General features: G+C 63.0%; 21 protein-coding genes. 6 read left to right on the plus strand and 15 right to left on the minus strand.

Going from position 1 to position 19,320, the window contains the following annotated elements; translation table 11 throughout:
- Nucleotides 1–6 precede the first annotated feature (6 nt).
- From ACFQU1_RS15075 to ACFQU1_RS15090, 4 genes are all read left to right on the plus strand, one after another.
- Nucleotides 7–1,053, plus strand: a complete 1,047-nt coding sequence (locus tag ACFQU1_RS15075; RefSeq protein ID WP_378133906.1) for a LacI family DNA-binding transcriptional regulator — start codon at nucleotides 7–9, stop codon at nucleotides 1,051–1,053.
- An 8-nt stretch (nucleotides 1,054–1,061) separates the two neighbouring features.
- A complete protein-coding gene (locus ACFQU1_RS15080; RefSeq protein WP_378133908.1) occupies nucleotides 1,062–1,706 on the plus strand; it encodes a hypothetical protein in 645 nt (214 codons plus the stop codon).
- Nucleotides 1,664–2,554, plus strand: coding sequence for an N-acyl homoserine lactonase family protein (locus ACFQU1_RS15085; protein WP_378133910.1), 891 nt, complete (start codon nucleotides 1,664–1,666; stop codon nucleotides 2,552–2,554). Before ACFQU1_RS15080 ends, ACFQU1_RS15085 begins: the two co-directional genes overlap by 43 nt.
- Before the next feature lie 168 nt (nucleotides 2,555–2,722).
- Entirely contained in the window at nucleotides 2,723–3,196 is a 474-nt protein-coding gene (locus ACFQU1_RS15090; protein ID WP_378133912.1) for a GMC oxidoreductase, read from the plus strand.
- Nucleotides 3,197–3,320: 124 nt separating this feature from the next.
- On the opposite strand, the gene ACFQU1_RS15095 is transcribed toward ACFQU1_RS15090, so the two are convergent.
- From ACFQU1_RS15095 to ACFQU1_RS15145, 11 genes are all read right to left on the minus strand, one after another.
- Nucleotides 3,321–4,634: an MFS transporter gene (locus ACFQU1_RS15095; RefSeq protein ID WP_378133914.1), complete on the minus strand. Its 1,314-nt coding sequence runs from the start codon at nucleotides 4,632–4,634 to the stop codon at nucleotides 3,321–3,323.
- A gap of 82 nt (nucleotides 4,635–4,716) precedes the next feature.
- Nucleotides 4,717–5,019 carry a TRAP transporter small permease subunit gene (locus ACFQU1_RS15100; RefSeq protein ID WP_378134082.1) on the minus strand — a complete coding sequence of 101 codons (303 nt, stop codon included), beginning with the start codon at nucleotides 5,017–5,019 and terminating at the stop codon, nucleotides 4,717–4,719.
- Nucleotides 5,020–5,103: 84 nt separating this feature from the next.
- Nucleotides 5,104–5,535, minus strand: a complete 432-nt coding sequence (locus ACFQU1_RS15105; protein ID WP_378133916.1) for a cupin domain-containing protein — start codon at nucleotides 5,533–5,535, stop codon at nucleotides 5,104–5,106.
- Entirely contained in the window at nucleotides 5,522–6,247 is a 726-nt protein-coding gene (locus ACFQU1_RS15110) for an aspartate/glutamate racemase family protein (RefSeq protein WP_378133918.1), read from the minus strand. The genes ACFQU1_RS15105 and ACFQU1_RS15110 overlap by 14 nt, the downstream gene beginning before the upstream one ends.
- Nucleotides 6,244–6,576: a hypothetical protein gene (locus tag ACFQU1_RS15115; protein ID WP_378133920.1), complete on the minus strand. Its 333-nt coding sequence runs from the start codon at nucleotides 6,574–6,576 to the stop codon at nucleotides 6,244–6,246. The genes ACFQU1_RS15110 and ACFQU1_RS15115 overlap by 4 nt, the downstream gene beginning before the upstream one ends.
- Nucleotides 6,573–7,952, minus strand: coding sequence for an acyclic terpene utilization AtuA family protein (locus ACFQU1_RS15120; RefSeq protein ID WP_378133922.1), 1,380 nt, complete (start codon nucleotides 7,950–7,952; stop codon nucleotides 6,573–6,575). The genes ACFQU1_RS15115 and ACFQU1_RS15120 overlap by 4 nt, the downstream gene beginning before the upstream one ends.
- 218 nt (nucleotides 7,953–8,170) lie before the next feature.
- Entirely contained in the window at nucleotides 8,171–9,199 is a 1,029-nt protein-coding gene (locus ACFQU1_RS15125) for an ABC transporter substrate-binding protein (RefSeq protein WP_378133924.1), read from the minus strand.
- A gap of 48 nt (nucleotides 9,200–9,247) precedes the next feature.
- Nucleotides 9,248–10,270: an ABC transporter substrate-binding protein gene (locus ACFQU1_RS15130; protein WP_378133926.1), complete on the minus strand. Its 1,023-nt coding sequence runs from the start codon at nucleotides 10,268–10,270 to the stop codon at nucleotides 9,248–9,250.
- Nucleotides 10,271–10,304: 34 nt separating this feature from the next.
- On the minus strand, nucleotides 10,305–11,210 hold the full coding sequence (locus ACFQU1_RS15135; RefSeq protein ID WP_378133928.1) for an SMP-30/gluconolactonase/LRE family protein: 906 nt from the start codon (nucleotides 11,208–11,210) through the stop codon (nucleotides 10,305–10,307).
- A gap of 16 nt (nucleotides 11,211–11,226) precedes the next feature.
- On the minus strand, nucleotides 11,227–12,036 hold the full coding sequence (locus ACFQU1_RS15140; protein ID WP_378133930.1) for an HpcH/HpaI aldolase/citrate lyase family protein: 810 nt from the start codon (nucleotides 12,034–12,036) through the stop codon (nucleotides 11,227–11,229).
- A 30-nt stretch (nucleotides 12,037–12,066) separates the two neighbouring features.
- On the minus strand, nucleotides 12,067–12,999 hold the full coding sequence (locus ACFQU1_RS15145; protein ID WP_378133932.1) for a hydroxyacid dehydrogenase: 933 nt from the start codon (nucleotides 12,997–12,999) through the stop codon (nucleotides 12,067–12,069).
- A 709-nt stretch (nucleotides 13,000–13,708) separates the two neighbouring features.
- On the opposite strand from ACFQU1_RS15145, the gene ACFQU1_RS15150 reads away from it, so the two are divergent.
- Both ACFQU1_RS15150 and ACFQU1_RS15155 read left to right on the plus strand, forming a co-directional pair.
- Nucleotides 13,709–14,716, plus strand: coding sequence for an ABC transporter substrate-binding protein (locus ACFQU1_RS15150; protein WP_378133935.1), 1,008 nt, complete (start codon nucleotides 13,709–13,711; stop codon nucleotides 14,714–14,716).
- Nucleotides 14,717–14,748: 32 nt separating this feature from the next.
- Nucleotides 14,749–15,375, plus strand: coding sequence for a glutathione S-transferase family protein (locus ACFQU1_RS15155; RefSeq protein ID WP_378133937.1), 627 nt, complete (start codon nucleotides 14,749–14,751; stop codon nucleotides 15,373–15,375).
- Nucleotides 15,376–15,441: 66 nt separating this feature from the next.
- On the opposite strand, the gene ACFQU1_RS15160 is transcribed toward ACFQU1_RS15155, so the two are convergent.
- The 4 genes from ACFQU1_RS15160 to ACFQU1_RS15175 all read right to left on the minus strand — a co-directional run bounded on the left by ACFQU1_RS15160 (nucleotide 15,442) and on the right by ACFQU1_RS15175 (nucleotide 19,163).
- On the minus strand, nucleotides 15,442–16,347 hold the full coding sequence (locus tag ACFQU1_RS15160) for an ABC transporter permease (protein ID WP_378133939.1): 906 nt from the start codon (nucleotides 16,345–16,347) through the stop codon (nucleotides 15,442–15,444).
- The gene (locus tag ACFQU1_RS15165) at nucleotides 16,301–17,146 is read right to left on the minus strand and encodes an ABC transporter ATP-binding protein (RefSeq protein WP_378133941.1); all 846 of its coding nucleotides are present in this window, start codon (nucleotides 17,144–17,146) and stop codon (nucleotides 16,301–16,303) included. Before ACFQU1_RS15165 ends, ACFQU1_RS15160 begins: the two co-directional genes overlap by 47 nt.
- 150 nt (nucleotides 17,147–17,296) lie before the next feature.
- Nucleotides 17,297–18,202: a LysR family transcriptional regulator gene (locus ACFQU1_RS15170; protein WP_378133943.1), complete on the minus strand. Its 906-nt coding sequence runs from the start codon at nucleotides 18,200–18,202 to the stop codon at nucleotides 17,297–17,299.
- Between the two features lie 55 nt (nucleotides 18,203–18,257).
- The gene (locus tag ACFQU1_RS15175; protein WP_378133945.1) at nucleotides 18,258–19,163 is read right to left on the minus strand and encodes a LysR family transcriptional regulator; all 906 of its coding nucleotides are present in this window, start codon (nucleotides 19,161–19,163) and stop codon (nucleotides 18,258–18,260) included.
- Nucleotides 19,164–19,320 lie beyond the last annotated feature (157 nt).

Here is a 19,320-nt window from a genome sequence, read left to right on the forward strand (position 1 = left end):
TGAGGCATGGCACCGGTTGGCGGCAAGAAGACGCGTAAGCCGCGTGTCACTGTGAAGGATCTGGCGCGGGAACTCGGCATGTCCGTCTCCACAGTCTCGCGGGCCTTTCATCCGCACGCCATCATCGCCAAGGACACGCGCGATCAGGTGCTCGCGCGCGCTCGCGAAATCGGCTACCGGCCCAACCCCTTCGCCAGAAGCCTGATCACTAAACGCACACGCATTGTCGGACTCGTGGTCTCGGACATCACTAATCCCTTCTATCCGGAGGTGGTGACACGGCTCAGCGAGGACCTCGCGGCGATCGACATGAACGTCATGCTGGTCGCCTCTTCCGCCAGTGGCGATATCGATGATGCCCTGCACGTACTGCTGACCTACCAGCCGGATCTGGTCATTATACTCGCCACGAAGATCTCGACCGATGCGCAGCGCGCCTGCGGCGAAGCCGGCACGCCCGTCATCTTCTTCAACCGCCTCTCGAAGGATGACGATGCCTTCGGCGTCTCCTGCGACAACGAAGCAGGCGGCGCCCTGGTGGCCGATTATCTGATCGACCGTGGGCATCGCAGCCTCCTCTATGTCGCCGGACGGCCAGATGCCTCGACCAATCTCGAACGGCGCGCAGGCTTCGTCGCGCGTGCGCTGCAACGGGGCCTGCCGGCGCCGCAATGCATCGAGGCGGGGCTCTTCTCCTATGAGGCCGGCTATGCCGCGGCTTCCGCCTTTGCCGAGCTCTCGCCGCGGCCGGACGGCGCCTTCTGCGCCAATGACATCCTGGCGATCGGCTTCATGGACGGCATCCGCCGGGAAGTGTGGCTGCGCATTCCCGACGACCTGTCCGTGGTCGGTTTCGACGATATCGCGATGGCCGCTTGGCCGTCGCATGGGCTCACCACGGTCCGGCAGCCGGTGGACCAGATGCTGTCCGCCACCGTCGCTCTGGTCGACAAGCTCGCCAATCACGCGCCGGAGGGCCCTTACGTGCATCGCATACCGCCGGCCGGGCTCATCGAGCGCGAGACCACGACCGATCGCCGCAGAACAGAGTGACGTCGCAGATGATGAGCCGTAACCGCACGAGCGATCTCTTCCTGCGGGCAGTGACCATCCACCGCAGCGATTGCACGGCGGTCGCGGCGGCGGTGGCTCCGGCCTTCGAAGCTGCCGCGGTCGACGACGCGCCCCGCGTAGAACCGGTGAACGATGAGCAGGTTGCCGCCTATCGCGCCGGAGCAGCAGAGGTCTTCGAGGCTGGCCGACGGCTCGTCGGGCAACTCGCCGGGCTCCTCATCCTCGTGCGGTTGAGCCGCAGCCGCGACGTGCTCGACCTGCCGGACCTCCCCCTTGCCCGCGAGCGGCTCGCCGCGGCCAAAGAAGTGCTTGGCGCGCTCGCTGCACCGGGCGGTCTCGGCCGGCATCGGCAGGCGCTCGCCGCCACGCTGGACCGGCTCGATCTCTGCCTCACCGAATTCAGCCGCTTCGGCGAAGCGGGCGGTGGCGAGGCAGCCCTCGACCGGGCGAGCGACGCGGTCGCTGCGGCCCATCGCGCGCTCGTCGCGGCCAGCGATGTCGATGCCGGCCTTACCATGGTCGATTTTCGTCAGGCCTGCGGCTGCTGCGCGCCGGCCGTCAATATCAGGATGAACAGGGAAGAAACGTCATGGGAAACTATTCGATCTGGATTCTCGAATACAGCTTCGTGAAAGATTACCACAAGAGTGGTGTTCTCTACGGCGCTCATAACCAGGGCTACGTCAAGCTGCCCTACTGTTATGCGCTGATCAAAGGCGAAGACCATATCGCCATGGTCGATGTCGGCTATAACGACAAGGACTATGGCAAGGTTCTGGGCGACCGCTTCGCCGTCGAGAACTGGCGCTCGCCAGAGGCTGTTCTCGCCGGTGTCGGGCTCAGCCCGGCGGACGTGGACACGGTCTTCGTGACCCACGCGCATTTCGACCATTTCGGCAATGTCGAAGCTTTCCCGAAGGCGACCTTCTATATCCAGGAGCGCGAAATCGCGAAATGGACCTGGGCGATGTCGCTGCCCGACCGGATGCGGTGGATGATGACGGCCGTCGATCCCGGCGACATCGTGCGCGGCCTCGACCTTGCCCGCCAGCGCCGTCTCGTGACCGTCGACGGCGCGCAATCGGACGTTCTGCCGGGCATCGACCTCCATCCCGCCTTCGACAGCCACACCTTCGGCTCGATGTGGGTGACCGTGCGCAACGACGGCAAGAGCGCCTCGACCGACAGCTGGGTGCTGGCCGGCGACCTCGTCTATGTCTTCGACAATGTCGAGGGACCGGGAGCCGCCGTCGATGCAGCAGGGCCGATCTATGTGCCGGTCGGGCTCGCGGTCGGAAGCCAGACCAACCTGGTGCTCGCGACCGAAGAGATGATGAAGCAGGTGGACTACGATTCCCACCGCATCATCCCCGTGCATGAGGAGCGCCTGCGCGATCGCTTCCCGTCTCGCATCACTGCGGACGGCTTGCGCATTACCGAAGTCTGCCTCGCAGAGGGCGAGACCTCGAAAGTGGCTTGAGCCTCGTCTCGAGACGCGGAGCTACCCGAGCGGCATGTCTCACCAGCGCTGGTGGCGTCGATGAAGGTTTCGATCGGCCGCTGGCGGAAGATGTTGAAGATGATCTGGACGCTGATGGCGCCCGGATATTCGATCGCCCTGAGCGCCTCCTCGACGTTGACGCCATAGTTGCGGAGCTTATCCCGGCGACGAGACAGTCCAGGGTGTCGAATACTTCGGGGCGATAATAGAGATCGGTGGGCGGGCAGTGAAGCTGCCCAAAATCGAGCATCTCGACTGCCACATTCTGGAGGCTCCGTTCGATCCCGCCCTTCAGATTCGCATGGCTGTAGCCTGCTACGCACTGCTGCGGAAGCCGCTGGTTCACGGTGGTATCGAACGCACGGCCGACGGCGTCATGATGCGCCGCGAGATCCTGTCCCAGAGCGGGTTCACGTCCTACATAGCCCGCGAGCACCTGCCGGGAAGCGCCGTCCACACCCGTGCCGAGCTCGCAACTTTCGCACGGCGGCGCGCACCGCCTATCATCCGGTCGGGAGCTGCCGCATGGGTATTGGCGCCGATGCGGTGGCCGATCCGCAGCTCAGGGTCTGCGGCATCAATGGCCTGCGCGTCTGCGACAGCTCGATCATGCCGCCCTGATCTCGTCCAACACCGATGCCGCGACCATCATGATCGGCGAAAAGGTGTCCGGCACGATGCGCTGGCAGCAGCCGACCGCGGCGCCGGCTCTCCCCTAGGCATTCGCCTCAGCTGCGCGGCCGCTCTAGGGCGCGATCTTGGCCGAGCGGCTCGCAGCCGCCGCTGCGGCCGCCCCTCCGAGCATCTTGAAACAGAGGATTGCAGCGCTCGCGAGGAAGAGCGAGAGCCCAAGCCCGCCGATCGCCATTTCGAAGCCGCCTGTCGCTTCCCTGCTCAGGCCGATGAACCAGGGCACCGCGATGCCGCTGAGCTGCGCCGCCGAGTTGATGAAGGCGATGGCCACCGCCGCAGCCGTGCCCGTCAGAAAAGTCGACGGATTGGTCCAGAACACCGGCAGGGCCGAGAAGGTGCCCATGCAGGCGATGGCGAGGCCAGTGATGGCGATCATCGGCGAATCGAAATGGCTCATGCACAGCAGAAAGCCGATGCCGCCCACCGCCGTCGAGATCGCGACGGGGGCAACGCGCTGGCCGGTCGCGTCGGAATAGCGGGTGAGCCCGATCATGCCGAGGACAGACAGGAGGTAGATGCCGGAGGTTATCCAGCCGACTGCCATATTCGATGTGGTAAAGAGCTTGATGATCTGCGGCATCCAGAATCCGACCCCATAAGATCCGGAGACTGTCAACAGCAGCACTAATGCGAGAATGACGACCCGTGGATGAGTGAAGACTTCGAGGAAATGATATTTGCGCTGCGCCTCGGTTTCCGCCTTCTCCCGGTCGAGCACATCCTGGAGGCTTCGTGCCTCTTGGGGCGTGAGCCATTTGGCCTCGGCAGGCCGGTCGACCAGATACCACAGGCAGGAGATGCCGATCAGAACGGCCGGCAAGCCCTCGAGCAGGAACATCCATTGCCAGCCCTGTAGCCCGCCAAAGCCGTGGGTGTAATCCAGGAGTGCGGTCGAAACCGGCGCGCCGAGAACGCTCGAAAGAGGAACGGCGATGAAGAACAGGCCGGTGACCCTGGCGCGGTTGGCGCGCGGAAACCAATGGCTGAGGTGCACGATGACCGCAGGGAAGAAGCCCGCCTCCGCCACGCCGAGCAAAAAGCGGATGGCGTAAAGGCTCTTCTCGCCGACAACGAACATCATGGCAACCGAGGCGAGGCCCCAGGTGATCATGATGCGCGCCAGCCACCGCCGCGCGCCAACCTTTTCCATCACCAGATTGCTTGGCACCTCGAACAGGAGATAGCCGACGAAGAACATGCTCGCGCCGAGGCCGTAGGCGGCGGCCGAAATGCCGACGTCCGCGTTCATCTGTAATGCGGCAAAGCCGATATTCACGCGGTCGAGATAAGAGATGAAATACAACAGGCACAGAAACGGCACGAGCCGGACCGATGCTTTCCTGATTGCGCTTTCTTGAGCCGACATCAGACCCTCCCTCGGGCTTATCGTTGTGGGCGCGGGCCGCTGTCGGTGGCCCGTTCGATTTCCCTGATCAGCGTGGACGCCTTTATCGGCGCGTCACGGCTTTGTCCGAAACCACCCGACGCCGCGCGCCAACTCGGCCAAGGCCTCGATGGCTGAGCGTGTACTTCCTGGTTTGCAGCAACGCGATCACGAGCATCAGGCCGAAGCCCACCGGCATCGCCAGAACGCGCCACGTCATGGAGATGCCGAGTGTGGCTGTGATGGTCGTGGATTCGAGCAAAAAGTAGTTCTCGAGGAATAACAGGAAGGCAAGAAATGCAAGGCAGACGATAAGGACAAAGGCTCCGCGTATGAGTGTCCAGGACGACGGCAGACGCGGGACGATTGCTCTCGCCGTTTGCCTCGCCCCGCAGCGGCAAGTTCAATTTTCAATCTGTCGAAGTCATTCGAGGTGTTCGTATCGGACCCCTCAGACGGTCCGGGCCTTGTGCTCCTCGTCGATCGAGCGGGTATCGCCGGTCTCTATGATGGTGCGGGTCGCATCGATAGAGGCATAGATCCAAAGGATCTTCATAGCCTCGGTCGAAGATCGATTGATGAAGCGGTGGGGCAGATTTGCAGGAATGAAGGTGGTGTCTCCCGGCTGCAGTTCGTGCTGCACGCCATCAATCTCGGCAAAGGCCCGACCTTCCAACAGCATGACGCTCTCGTCGCAGTTATGGCTGTGGAGCGGAATGGCAGCGTTCGGTGCAAAGATCGTAATGCCGTTGATGAAGGCCGTGGCTCCGGTCTTGCGCGTCACGAGCGGGATCGTCTTGGCACCACCGCCGCGATCGCGCGCCGGGATCTCTTCGGGGCGAAGGATTGCGGCTTTCCTCGCCGAGGATTCAAGCTGCGTCATAGGGCTGTCCTGTTGATGATATGGACGGGGCCAGCAGGCTGCGCAGCAAAGACACGGCACTGTCCGGCGTTGTGATGACCGGCGCCGCTGTCGCGCCGGACGCCGCCCCGGCGGCGCGGGCCATGGAGAAATGTCCGAGCACGACGGCGTCCACCGGTGGCAAGCGGCGCACCGCATCGGCAATGAGTGCATCATGGCGGCCGGCATCCCCGGCCTTCAGCGCGTCGAGAGCGCCTTCCACGATGCAGCCTTCGAGCTTGAGGTCGCTGCCGGTGGTGTCAGCCAACTGACGCATGTCCGTCGCCATAGCGGGCAGAGCGGGCGGAAAGGTGACGATGAGGGCGATCCTCGGACCGCGATCGAGGGCCTGCCGGAACGCCGCTTCGTTCGGCTTCAGCACGGGAATGGCGAGGTCGGCCTTCACCGCGTCGATTGCCGCGCCAAAGGCAGAGCAGGTGAACAGGACGGCATCTGTTCCGCCGGCGGGAGAGCCGGCGCCCGCGGCGTAGCTCCCGAGCGACCGGAACCGCTCGATCATGCCCGGCGTGATGCTGCCGTCGGCGGCGAGATCGTCTGATAAGGACGTGTCCAGCACGTCGTAGATTCGTGCCGCCGGCCAGTTGGCGTTGAAGGCAGCATGGATAGGCGCCACGGCCTCTCGCAAGGCGTGGATCAACATGATCCGCGGATTGAGACGCAATGGCGCGTTCATGCAAATTCCCTCGACGGCGGGTCTGGCAGTTCGATCGCCAGCATCACATTGCAGAGGCTTTTGCCGTGGATGTCCAGAGCGAGGGAGCGCGTGACGCCGCCGCCAAGCGCGTTATCAATCACGAAGTTGAAAGCCTTCAGGTTGGGGATCTCATAACGCCGCACGGGTCCCTGCGCGATATGCCGAAATGCGTGGAGCACGCGCTCAGTGGTCAATTCCCGGCGCAGGAAGTCCCAGTTGTTCTCGTCATAGCAGATGACCGAGATGTTCGAGGTGTTCCCTTTGTCGCCGGTACGTGAATGGGCGAGATCATAGACGCGAACGCTCATAAATTGCCCTCCACTGCGATCTGTGGGTTTACGAACTGTCTCGGCAGCAGCACGGATTTCACGGCGAGGACGTCGCGCACCCGTGGCTCGCAGGCTCCGCCCGCCCCACCGGGGCCATGGATGTGCATGGCACGGGTTTCGAAGCCGATGGCATGGGCCGCCTTATGGTCACTCGTCCGGCCGGCAAGGCGCAGGCGCACCTCGTAGGGTTCGGGACGGGAATCAGGGTCGCCGTGTAGGCTCGACATGCCGATGAGGTCCACCCGGAAGTCCTCATAGGTGAAGCCGCGGCGGCGCAGGCGCTCTTGTACGATCTCCGCCGCCCATTTGGCACGGGCCACCGCATCGATGCCCCCGTAGGAGACTTCCCCCTCACCGATATAGCCTTCGGCATAGCCGATCGTGACCTTCAGCGTATCCGTTCGCGGCCGTCCCCGGGCGCCGGTCACGCGCACCTGGTCGGGGCCCTCGTCAGTGAGGCTCAGTCCGGTGATGTCGAGCACGCAGTCCGGCGTGATATAGGCGGTCGGGTCGTGCATCTCGTAAATGAGCTGCTCGGTGCAGGTCATGACGTCCACGCGCCCGCCCGAGCCCGGGGTCTTCGTCACTACAACCGAGCCGTCATCACCGACGACCGCGAGCGGATAACCGACATTGGCAAGGTCTGGCACGTCCTTCTTGCCGGGCCAGCCGAAACATCCGCCAGTAACCGAGGCCGTGCATTCCAGGAGATGGCCTGCGGCGGTGCCCTGCGCCAACAGAGCATAGTCGTCGTAAGACCAGCCGAACTCGTGCAGCATTGGGGCGAGAAACAGGGAAGGATCGGCGACGCGCCCGGTCAGCACGATGGGAGCACCCGTGCCGAGCGCTTCGCGGATCACATCGGCGCCTAGATAGGCATTGGCGGATTCCACTTTGGGCATGATCGCCTCGAGCGGCTCACCCGTCTCCAGGATCATCAGCTCGGGACGATGGCGAATGACGGAAATGACATCGTCGCCCAGCACCACCGCCACGGGTACGTCTCCGAGCCCGAGGTCTCGCGCCTCCCGCCGCGCGGCACGCGCACCGCCCAGCGGATTGGCCGCCCCCATATTGCTGACGATACGGATGTTCTTCTCGATGCAGGTAGGCAGCACCATCCGCAGCCGTTCGTGCAAAGACGGCGTGTAGCCCTTGTCCGGATCCCTCGTGCGCGACAGGTTCTCGCGCGCGACCGTACGCTCGGCCAGACATTCGAATACCAGATAATCGAGATGCCCGCGTTCCGCGAGTTCAAGAGCCGGCACCATGCGATCGTCCGATGTTCCCGCGCCTGATCCGATGCGTATCGACTTTCGCTCTCCCATGGATTGACCTCTGTGTGGGCTTGTCATTGCTCTGAGACATCAGTGTAAAGAAAACGATGTTTCGGATGTGCATGTGTTCATGATTAGATGTTTCGAGAAGATGCTCTTGCTGGGGCAGCACGCGCTTTTCATAACGCTCCTAAATCGTCCAGTTGTCTTTCCCGCCGAGGATATAACGGGCATTCTTGGTGGCTGCCGGCAACAGATGGCTCAGTTTTTCAAAAAGCCTTCTGCGACGCCGCAGGTCAGTTGCCGGGCAGGTCCGCTGCGGTCGCGTGGAACATGTTCGTCCAGGCCTTGGGCTCGTGCTTGATGGCGCCGATCCTGTACATGAAGGTCGCGAAGTCCATGGCGCCCGCAGGCACGGTCGTGTACTCGACCTCGGGATCTGCGACCATCTTGGTGAGGTCGTCCACCGTGGCCTTGTCGTTGTTCATCGCGAGATAGATCTCGGCGGCCGCGCGCGGATTGGCCTTGATGAAGGCATTCGCCTCCTCCTGAGCGGCGCGGACGATGGCGACCGCCTTGGGATTGGCGGTGACGAAGCTCGTCATGGCGATCATTACGCCGTTGGTGTGGGGATGCCCCAGTACCTCGTAGGAGGTCAGCACCTTGTGGATCCCGGGCGTTGCCAGCTCGTAATAGTAATAGGGCGAGGAGGCGAAATGGCTGCTCACGTCGCCGCTGTTGCTGATGAGGGCCACCGTGGCGTCGGGATGCGTGCGGCTGATGGTCAGTGGATCGAGCTTGGCGAAGTTCTCTTGCCCCCATTCCTTTGCAGCTGCCATTTGCAGCACCATCGCGTGGACCGAGACTTTTACCGCCGGAACCGCAATTTTGTCTTTTTCCGTGAAATCTTTAATGGATTTGACGGAGTCGTTGCGAGTTACGAGATAGAGCGGCATCGACTGGAGCGACCACAGCCCCTTTACTTCCCGCGGCGTGCCCACCGTCCTGTCCCATAAGGTGAACAGCGAGGGCATGCCGTTGCCGAACATATCGAGGCGGCCGCCCAGCATCGCGTCGTTGAGCTGGCTCGGCCCGGCGAGCGTGATATAGGTCGCCTTCAGACCGGGCATTCCCGCGGCGGCCGCGTGCTTCTCCACCAGATGATCGTGTTCCATGATCATCAGGGGCAGGAACGGCAAGCCCGGCTGGCGGCCGATCCGCACCTCCTGCACCTCCGCTTTCGCAGGAAAGCCGGCGGCGACTGTGCAAAGCATCGCCGCACAGAATGCGGACAATCCGCGCCGGATCGAATTGGCGTTCCTCATGGCCGTCCTCCCCATTCTTGTGATCATTTGTCCAGCACGGGCCGTCCGTCAGCTTCCGGATAGCCCCTGCGCGGAGGCGTGAAACAGATCCTGCCACTGCTTCGCCTGGTTCTTGTACGAGCCGGTCCGGTACATGAAGCTTACAATCTTCATGATGTTCAAAGGCGTGGTGGTGTAGTTGACCTCCGGGTCAGCGATCATCTTGGCGACATCGTCGAGCTGCTGTGTCTTGTCGTTCGTGGCCTTCATATAGATTTCCGCGGCCTCGCGCGGATGGGCCTTGATGAACGCATTGGCCTCTTCCTCCGCGGCGCGTACCACGGCGCAGACCTCCGGATTGGCTTTGTAGAATGCACTCGTGGCGAGGAGGACCCCGTTCGTGTGCTCGCCCCCGGTGATCTCATAGGAGGTCAGGACCTTGTGGATCTTGGGATCGGCCAGTTCAAAATAATAGAAGGGCGAGGAGGCGAAATGTGCTGTGATCTCGCCGCTGCCGCTCATGAGTGCAGTCGCTGCATCGGGATGGCCTCGTGAGATCGTCAGCGCGTCGAGCTTGGCGTAGTTCTCCGGCCCCCAGACCTGCGCGGCCGCCATCTGCAGGGCAATCGCCTGGCTCGACACCTTCACCGAGGGGACGGCGATCTTGTCCTTCTCGGTAAAATCGCGGAGCGTCTTCACCTGGGGATTGTTGGTGACGAGGTAGAATGGCATGGATTGCAAGGCCCAGAGCGCCTTGACCTCGCGGCTGGTGCCGGCAGTCTTGTCGTAGAGCGTCGCCAGCGAGGGTACGCCGGCGCCGATCATGTCGAGCCGACCGCCGAGCATGGCATCGATCAGCTCGGCGGGGCCCGCCCGCGTGATCCAGCTCGCCTTGAGCTCGCCCAGCTTCGAGGCAGCGGCATGTTTCTCGATGAGCTTGAAATGCTCCATTACGAGGAAGGGCAGATAGGGCAGGCCAGGCTGGCCGCCGATGCGCAGTTCTTTGACCTCCGCGCGGGCGGGGGCGGTAGCGCCGAAGGTGGCGAGCCCCACGCAGAAAGCGGCAAAGGCCGCCTTGCCGAGATGCCTCATGATCGATCCTCCCTCTTGTGTCCCCCTTCGGGGTTTATTGGTGCGAATAGAGCGGCAGCCCCGCGACCGGCAGTTCGGCCGTCAGGATGTGTCCGGTCTCGGATTCGGTGATGTAGAGCGTGCGGCCTTCGCGACCGCCGAAGGCGACATTCGTGGTCAGCAGGCCGCGACAGGAACGAATGCAGGCGATAGGCTCCCCGAGTTTGCTGAACAGCCAGACGGTGCCCATGCCCACATGAGCCACGGCGAGGCTTCCGTCGGTCGCCATGGCCATGCCATCCGGCCCGGTTCCGCCGGACATCTGGATGAAGACGCCGACCCGCGACACGGCGCCGTTGTCGAGAAGATTGAGCGGCACCCGCCACACGTTGTTGGCGCGCGTGACGGCGAGATAGAGCGTCTGCTCAGCGGCGTCGAGCACAAGGCCGTTCGGGCTCGGCACATTGTCGAGAAGCCGGTCGAGCTGTCCGGTTGCGCACAGGCGGTAAAGGCACCCGGCGGGGTTCTGCAGGCCGGTCTGACCCTGGTCGGTGAAGTAGAGGTCGCCATCGCGGCTGAAGATCAGATCATTCGTGCCGCGGAAGCGCTCGTGCAGCCCGCTTTCGAGATAGGGCTCGATGCGGCCGGATCCGGGATCGAGCAGCATGATGCCGTTCTTGTTGCAGGTGATGAAGATCCGCCCGTCCTTGTGGATCTTCAGCCCGTTCGGCGTGCCGTCATATTCGCACACCACGTCGAATTCGCCGCCCGGCGAGATGCGGAAGATGCGGCCATAGGGAATATCCACGCAATAGAGATTGCCCGCGCGGTCGAAGGACGGCCCCTCCAGGAAGCAGTCGCGGGCATGGCCCCCGCGAATGACGGGATTATCGGTGCGGCGCAGGTGGTCGGGCACACGGGCAAAGACCTGTGTTTCGACGAGCGGCGGAGCAGCATACATGATCGCGGCTCCGAGCTCAGGCAGCCTTGGCCGCGAGCGCCTCGCGCAGCCCACCCGTGACGCGGTTCGCCTCGGCCATCAGAAAACCGATATCGGTCTGGGTGGTCAGGAAGCGCGCGCCGCGGCGGATCAGCTGGACCTGACGTTCGAGGTTGCGGTCGCCGCCGAAACCGGAATAGCGGCCGTGAGCGGCCGCCACGTCGATCACCCGCTCTATGGCGGCCATGATCTCGGGATCGCCGAAACGGCCGGGCTTGCCCATGGAGACCAGGAGATCATTGCTGCCCACATGGACCACGTCCACGCCGTCCACGGCGGCAATCGCCTCGACGTTCTCGAGGCCCTTCACCGTTTCGATCATGCACACCACGAGGGTCGCCTCGTTCATGGCGGAAATCGCCTGATCGAGGGGCGTCGGGGCGTAGTTGAAATAGGGATAGCCACCGCAGACCGAGCGTTGCCCGACGGGCGCGAATTTGGCTGCGTTCACCGCGCGGCGCGCGTCATCGGCCGTCTCGACGTCAGGGAAGATGATGCCGGTGACCCCGTTGTCGAGCAACAGCGGAACATTGGGGTCGTCCGGCGCCCGCACACGCACCATCGGCGCTATTCCGCAGCCGAGCGCTGCCTGTGCCATGTGTCCGACGGTCTCCGTGGTGAACAGCGAATGCTGCATGTCGATGAAGATGAAGTCGTGCCCGGTTGCCTTGGCGATGCGGGCGATGTCGCCGTTGTGCCCGAGGCGCACGTTCATGCCGAGGGCGATCTCACCGGCCGCCATGCGGTCTCTGGCGGGATTGGGAACGGCAACAGATGCTGAAGACATGGGATCGCTTCCTCAATTGTGCTTTTTAGGTCAGGCGACGCGGCTGAGCGGTTCCTTGCCCGCCATCACGTCGAGCAACTGTTCGGCGACGAGCTGCGAGCTGCGTGCCTGGGTTTCTTCGGTGGAGCCAGCGGCATGCGGCGTCGCGACCACATTAGGCAGGGAGACGAGCCGGTTGGCCAAGGTCGGCGGCTCGACCTCGAACACGTCGAGGCCGGCGCCGAAAAGCCGGCCCGCCTTCAGGATCTCATAGAGCGCGTCTTCATCCACGATGCCGCCGCGCGAGACGTTCACCAGAACGGCCTGCGGCTTCATCACGGCAAGCTCGGCGGCCCCGATGAGATGTCGTGTCTGAGCGGTGAGCGGCAGATGAAGCGTGACCACGTCGGCCCGCTTCAGCAGTGTCGACAAGTCGCCGACGCGCTCGTGGGGGATGTCCGCCCAGGCGTCGCGGGGGGCGAAGGGATCGTAGGCCAGAAGGGGAGTCTCGAAGGCGCCGCGCCATTTGCGCGCCACACGCGTCCCGATATTGCCCATGCCGACCACGCCGACGGTGCGGCCCCAGAGCTCGAGGCCGAGCGCGTCGGCTCGCTCGACCACCTCGCCGGCACGGATACGGGCGGCAAAATCCGCCACTCGCCGTGACACGGCAAGGGTGAGCGCCATTGCCATCTCGGCCACAGCCTCACTGTTCACGCCCGGCGTGTTGCAGACGGTGACGCCACGGCGACGCGCCGCATCGAGATCGATGGTGTTGACGCCGACCCCCTGCTTCGCCACGACTTTCAAACGGGTGGCCTTGTCGAAATCGTCCGCGGTCAAGGGCCACATGCGCACCATGATGGCATCGGCGTCCCGGTGCCAGCCGACCGCATCGGGGTCGTCCCACAGCACGACGTCGGCGTGTTGCTTCATGAGTTCGACGCCGGCCGGATGAAATTTGTCGAGGATATAAACCTTCATTGCCATCTCCTGCGGGCGCAAGGCCTGCGTCCGCGCCGCAGCCACCGCGGCGGCCGTCGGATGGGCGCCACGGTCCCGAGGCCGTCGCACCGCCAAGGCCAGGTAACGCTCCCGGCCCGAACTGGACGCTACGGTGCGTTGGGCTGCCCATTTGCGCCAATATTATATTCGGCTGTATCCATAAGCTGAATTTATTCGCCTTACTGGCCAAAGCGCCTGTCGCCGCGTGCCAGGTGGCGGCAGGTCACGGGCCAGCAATCCGTGATCATCGAGGCCGTGCCCCACGCATTATCAGGGCTTATGGGGGGAACGACTATTTTGATTTTCCCGCCATGGGGACCTGTCCTATCGTTTCGCGGCAAGATCCGGGCGTTCGACGTCTGGGCGTCTCGGAATATCCGGGGCGTCCGGCCGGTGCTCGTATAAAAGCAAGATGTAAGCGGAGGAGAACGGCATTGCGCATGATCCGTCTTGATCACCTATCGCTGATTCGATTTTGGTCCCTTTATCGTCGCGTGTAAGCTGCGAAACGAGCCGTCCGGAGAGACGATAAACTTCCGGACATTTCCAAAGCTTTCTAATAAACCCGCTAAGCCGCCCGCCAGCGGCTGAGGCTCTGCTCGCCGGACAGATCAGCGGCGAACTGACCGAGCCGAACGAGGACCATCAGCTTCCAGAGCCTTTCGCGTGTACGTAACAGGAGGACGACGTGGGACGATCGACCTATTACAGAATCATCGCCGTTTTTGTGGCGAGCCTTTCCGCCGCGCCCGCCTCGGCGGAAGCCACCAAGCTCCGGCTCGGCGTGCAATACGGTCTGACCTATCTCGTGCCGACCGTCATGGAGAAAGAAAAGCTCATCGAGGCGGAGGCTAAGAAAGAGGGATTGGGCGAGATCGAGACCGTGTGGATCCGCACGGCTGGCGGCCCGCAGCTCAACGACGCCATTCTTTCCGGCAATCTCGATCTGGCCTTCACCGGCGCCACGTCCTTCCTGAACCTGTGGGACAAGAGCAGAGGCAAGCTCGTTCGGGCCCTGTTCGGCTATGGTCATATGTCCTTCGTGCTGGCGACCAACAATCCGAATGTGAAGACGGTCGCCGATTTCACCGAGAAGGACCGCATCGCCGTTCCGGCGGTCGGCTCCTCGACCCCGGCGATGTTCCTGCAGATGGCCGCTGAAAAAGCATTCGGGCCGGAGGGCATGCGCAAGCTCGACCCGCTCACCGTCTCCCGCTCCCACCCGGACGCCATGACCGCGCTGTTCTCCAATACCGAGATCACCGCCCATTTCGCCTCGCCCCCCTTCGTGCAGATGGAGGCGGCGCGCCCCGGCATCCACAAGGTGCTCCAGACCGAGGACGTGGTGGGTCAGCCAGTTTCCAATGGCATCATCTATGCCACGCAGACATTCTATGCCGACAATCCCAAACTGATGCAGGTCTTCCGCAATGCGCTCCAACGAGCGGTCGATCTCATCAACAATGACGCCGAACGCGCGGCCGGAATCTATCTGAAGGCCAATCCTGGCAGCACGATCACCGCCAAGGAGATCATCGATATCATAAAGGATCCCAGCACGGGATGGGAGATAACTCCGCTCGGAACCATGGTGATCGCGCAGCACATGAAGAAGACTGGACAGATCAATTCCGAGCTTCCCGAAGACTGGAAGGAGCTCTTCTTTCCCATCGCCTATGACCTGCCGGGCAATTGAGCATCACACAACAGACAAGAGGGAGGAACCGGATGCGCCGCATATGGGGCCGGGCCAATTCGAGCAATGTGATGAAGCTGGTCTGGCTTCTGGAACTCTTGGGCATCCCTTATGAGCGCATCGACGTGGGTGGCCCCTTCGGCGGGACCGATACCGGCGCCTACCGCACCATGAACCCGAACCAGAAGGTGCCGACGCTGGAGGAGGAGGACGGTTTTATCCTGTGGGAGAGCAACGCCATTCTGCGGTATCTCGCCTCCACCTGCGCCGGCGGCGAGGCCTTCTGGCCGGTCAATATCCGCGAGCGGGCAAATGTCGATCGCTGGATGGACTGGCAACAGTGCACGGTGGACGCGCCGCAGCGTGTTCTGCTGCAAGGGCTGGTACGCACGCCGCCGGCCCAACGCGACCAGGTCGCACTGGATCGCGCGTCTGCCGAACTGCGGCGCTGGTGGGCGCTCCTCAACGATGAAGTGTCACGCAAGCCTTTCGTGGCGGGGGAGGCGTTCACATTGGCCGACATTGCGTTGGGCGTGCATGTGCATCGCTGGTTCGCTTACGACATCGAGAAGCCGGAGATGCCCGCGCTGAAGGCCTGGTATGCGCGTCTCCTCGCCTCGCCAGTCTATCGGTCGAAGGTCGCGCTGCCGGTGGTGTAGCTCCACGATAGTTCCTGGCTCAGGTCGACCCCTGAGCCAGGCGAGGGCCGGATTGCGGTTCGAACCTCAGGACTGCATGCCCCAGCGCTGCACCGTCCGCTCTTCGAGAATGCGGAAGATGAGGTTTTCCACGAATAGCCCGATCAGGATAATGGTGAGCAGGCCCGCGAAGACATCGGGAATATTGAGCTGGTTCTTGCTTTCGAAAATAAACCAGCCAAGCCCGCCCGATCCGGAAGAGACCCCGAACACGAGTTCCGCTGCGATCAGCGTCCGCCAGGCGAAAGCCCAGCCGATCTTGAGACCCGCCAGGATGCTGGGGAAGGCCGCAGGGATCAGGATCTGCAACACGAACCGCAGCCCACCCAGCCCATAGTTGCGCCCCACCATGCGCATCGTGGTGGAGACGCTGCGGAAGCCCGCATGGGTGTTGAGTGCGACGGCCCAAAGCACGGAATGGACCAGCACGAAGACGAGGCTGCCATTGCCCAGGCCGAACCAGATCAATGCCAGCGGTAGCAACGCGATCGCCGGCAGCGGGTTGAACATGGCCGTCATCGTTTCCAGGAAGTCCGTGCCGAGCCGGGAATGAATGGCGAGCATCGTGAGCAAGGCGGCGCAGACGATGCCGGTCGCGTAGCCCATCAGGAGAACCTCGATGGAGGTGATCGCGCGGCGCAAGATCGTTCCCTCGGTGATGCCCGAGATCAGCGCCTGCATGGTGTCGCTGAAAGTCGGGAACAACAGGGGGTTGTCCAGCCAGCGCCCATAGATCTCCCAGACCGCCGCCAGCAGCGCGAGCAGGAAGAGCTTACGGACCCAGGCACGCCCGTAGAGCTGCTCGAAGGAAGTGAGCGGCTTCTCGATGATGCCGAATTGCTCGACCCCGAGCGGGGTGCGGTGGATTTCCGGACGGTAAGGGATATCAGCCACGGTCAATCTCCTCGATCCGGTCGGCGAACAGCATGTCATGGATGGAGTTGGCGAGGGCCTCGACCTCTGCAGCGGACGCTTGGCCCTCCTGGACGCTGTTGAGCTCCGCCTTCACCTGACCGGGATGGGGTGAGAGCAGCAGGATTCGACTGCCGATCTTGATGGCTTCGGGAATCGAATGCGTCACGAAAAGGACCGTGAAGCGCGTCTCGTCCCACAACGCGAGCAATTCATCCTGCATGCGCCGACGGGTGAGGGCGTCCAGGGCGGCAAAGGGCTCGTCCATAAGCAGGATGTCGGGCTCCATCGCCATGCCGCGGGCGATCGCCACACGCTGCTTCATGCCGCCCGACAGCATATGGGGGAAACCGTCGGCGAATTTGGTCAGATTGACCTTGTCGAGATAATACATCGCCTTCTCGTCGGCTTCCTTCCGACTGAGCTTGCCGGTGGCCGCGAGCGGGAAAGCGACGTTCTGGCGAACGGTCTTCCAGGGCAGAAGCTGGTCGAACTCCTGAAACACCATCATCCGGTCCGGCCCCGGCTTGACGACCAACTCGCCCTTGAGACGGATTTCGCCTTCGGTCGGCTGGAGATAGCCGCCCACCGCCTTGAGAATGGTGGATTTGCCGCATCCGGAGGGGCCGAGAAGGATGAAACGGTCCGAGCGCAATACGTCAAAATCTACACGGTAGGTGGCCGTTACCAGATGCGCAGGGGTCTTGTACTGCAGCGTGAGGTCGCGAACCTGGAGCAGCGGTTTGGCGGGGAGCGGAGCGCTCTGGCCGGCAATATCCGCCTCAGAGCGTCCGGTGTGAGGCGTGTCCGATTGGCGCATGGCGGCCTGCTGCGCATCGGGCAAACTTGACTTGCTGGACCTCGCCGTCAAATGCAGTGCGGTCAATGAGTCCTCCCGTCTCGGGTTCTTCTGGTTGACACGAGTGTCGGTGCCCAAATCATAACTGTCCAATAAGAATACAGTCCGCCCCTATAAGGTGGGTTGATGGCCTTCCTCCTCGCCGACGGTGCGCTTCAGATGCGCGACGAACTGCGAGGTGATCGCGGAGACAGGCGCCGATTTCTGCCGTACCAACACCATGGTGAGCGGTGTCGCGGGCCGAAGCGGCCGGGCGACGACGCTGGGAATGCGGATGGTGTTGAGCAGATTGGGCTCCACCAGCGCCACCGACTGGCTCCAGCGGGCGATCATGATTGCCACCAAGGAGAGATTGACCTGGGCCGAAAGCGAGGGGGCGATCCCCGCACCTGCGAGAACCTCCTCGATGACGGGCCGCAGCATGGCCTGGGGCAGGTAGGAGATGATGGGATAAGGCGCGAGGTCGGCCACGTCGATGACCTCACGCTTCGCCAACACGTGATCTTCGCTGAGCGCGCAGGTCAGGTGCGAGCGCAGCAGCACCTCCGTTTCGAGCGTGACATTCGTTACCGGGGCGAAGGAGATGCCGAGCTCCGCCTCGCCGTTCATCACCGCCTCCTGCACGCGCGGCGACGTGAGCGCGATCACCTCGACCTGCACCTGCGGACGGTTTGCTATGAATGATGCGATCGCCTTCGGGATCTGGCCGTTTGCGATGGCCATGGAGGCGGCGACGGTCAGCGTGCCGATCCGGCCACCGAGGAGGTCCTCCGTGAGGCGGGCCACGTCATCGAGGCGGGCAAAAATGGCCGATACATCCGGAAAGATCGCCTCAGCCTCTGGTGTCGGCTGCAGTCGCCCGCCGATGCGTTCGAACAGTTTGAGCTGAAGTTGTCGCTCGCAATTCTTCAGCATGGTGCTAACAGCGGGCTGGGTAACGTTCAGAATCCGTGCAGCGCCGGTAACAGATCCCGTCCGCATGATGGCGTGGAACACCTCCATGTGGCGGAGCTTCATCGGATCCATTACAGCGTTCCCCCGAGACCTCGCGGCCCATGTCTTGCAATGTTCTTTACGCGCTCGTCGCGCATGCCCGGTCAGATATGGTCTTTTTCAGATGCGCGATGAAATCCTCCATGACGACGGAACGCGGCGCCGAGCGATGACGGATGAGCACCGTCCTCAGCTCGACCGCCGGCACGAGCGGTCGCGCGACCATGTCAGGGATCTTCAGATCCTCCAGGAGGAACGGCTCGACGATCGCGATACCCGCGCCGAAATGAGCCAACATCATGCCGGTGAGCGACACGCCGAACCGCACCGCGATACGCGGCGCAACGCCGGCTTGGCTGAAGGCCCGCTCGATAGCGAACCAGAGATTTGCATCGCGGCGGTAGGTGAGCAGCGGATAGGGTTCGAGGTCGCGGATCCCGATCGTCTCCTGCTGCGCAAGTGGGTGATCGGCACGCAGAACGCAGGCGATGCTCGCGGTTGCGAGCGTCTCGGTCTGCACCTCGGGACTGACGACGGGCTCATAGGCTGCCCCTAGCTCGACTTCCCGGTTGATCACCCGGTCGAGCACCTCGCGCGAGGTGAGCGACTGGAGAGCGATGCGCATATGGGGGTAGGTGCCGAGGAAGTTTGCGGCGGCCTTGGCGAGTGCGCCATTGGCGATGGGAAAGGCCGCCGCCACCGACAAGGTGCCGAGACGCCCCCCGACAAGGTCTTGGGTGAGCCGTTTGATGGCGTCGAGCCGGTTGAACACGGCGGCGACGTCGGGGAAGATGGCGGCGGCCTCCGGCGTCGGCTGCAGTCGCCCTGCGACGCGCACGAACAGCCGCATCTTCAGTTGACTTTCGCAATGCTTGAGGATCGCGCTGACGGCGGGTTGGGTTACATTCAACATTCGCGCCGCTCCGCTCACCGAGCCGGAGCGCATGATGGCGTAAAACACCTCCATCTGCCGAAGATTCATCATCACAGAACTCGCGCTACAGTGCTGAGACCATAAAGTTCATTTATGGAGAGCGTCAACGAATTGATTAGGCGTTTATTCCTCCCCAGCGGAAAGTGCCGTCGCAGCACGCCGCCGATAGGGACAAACTGGGCGTGGGTAATTGTCGGCGTGCCGACTG

Source organism: Chelatococcus sp. GCM10030263 (genome assembly GCF_042666455.1).
In the GTDB taxonomy this organism is placed as follows: domain Bacteria; phylum Pseudomonadota; class Alphaproteobacteria; order Rhizobiales; family Beijerinckiaceae; genus Chelatococcus.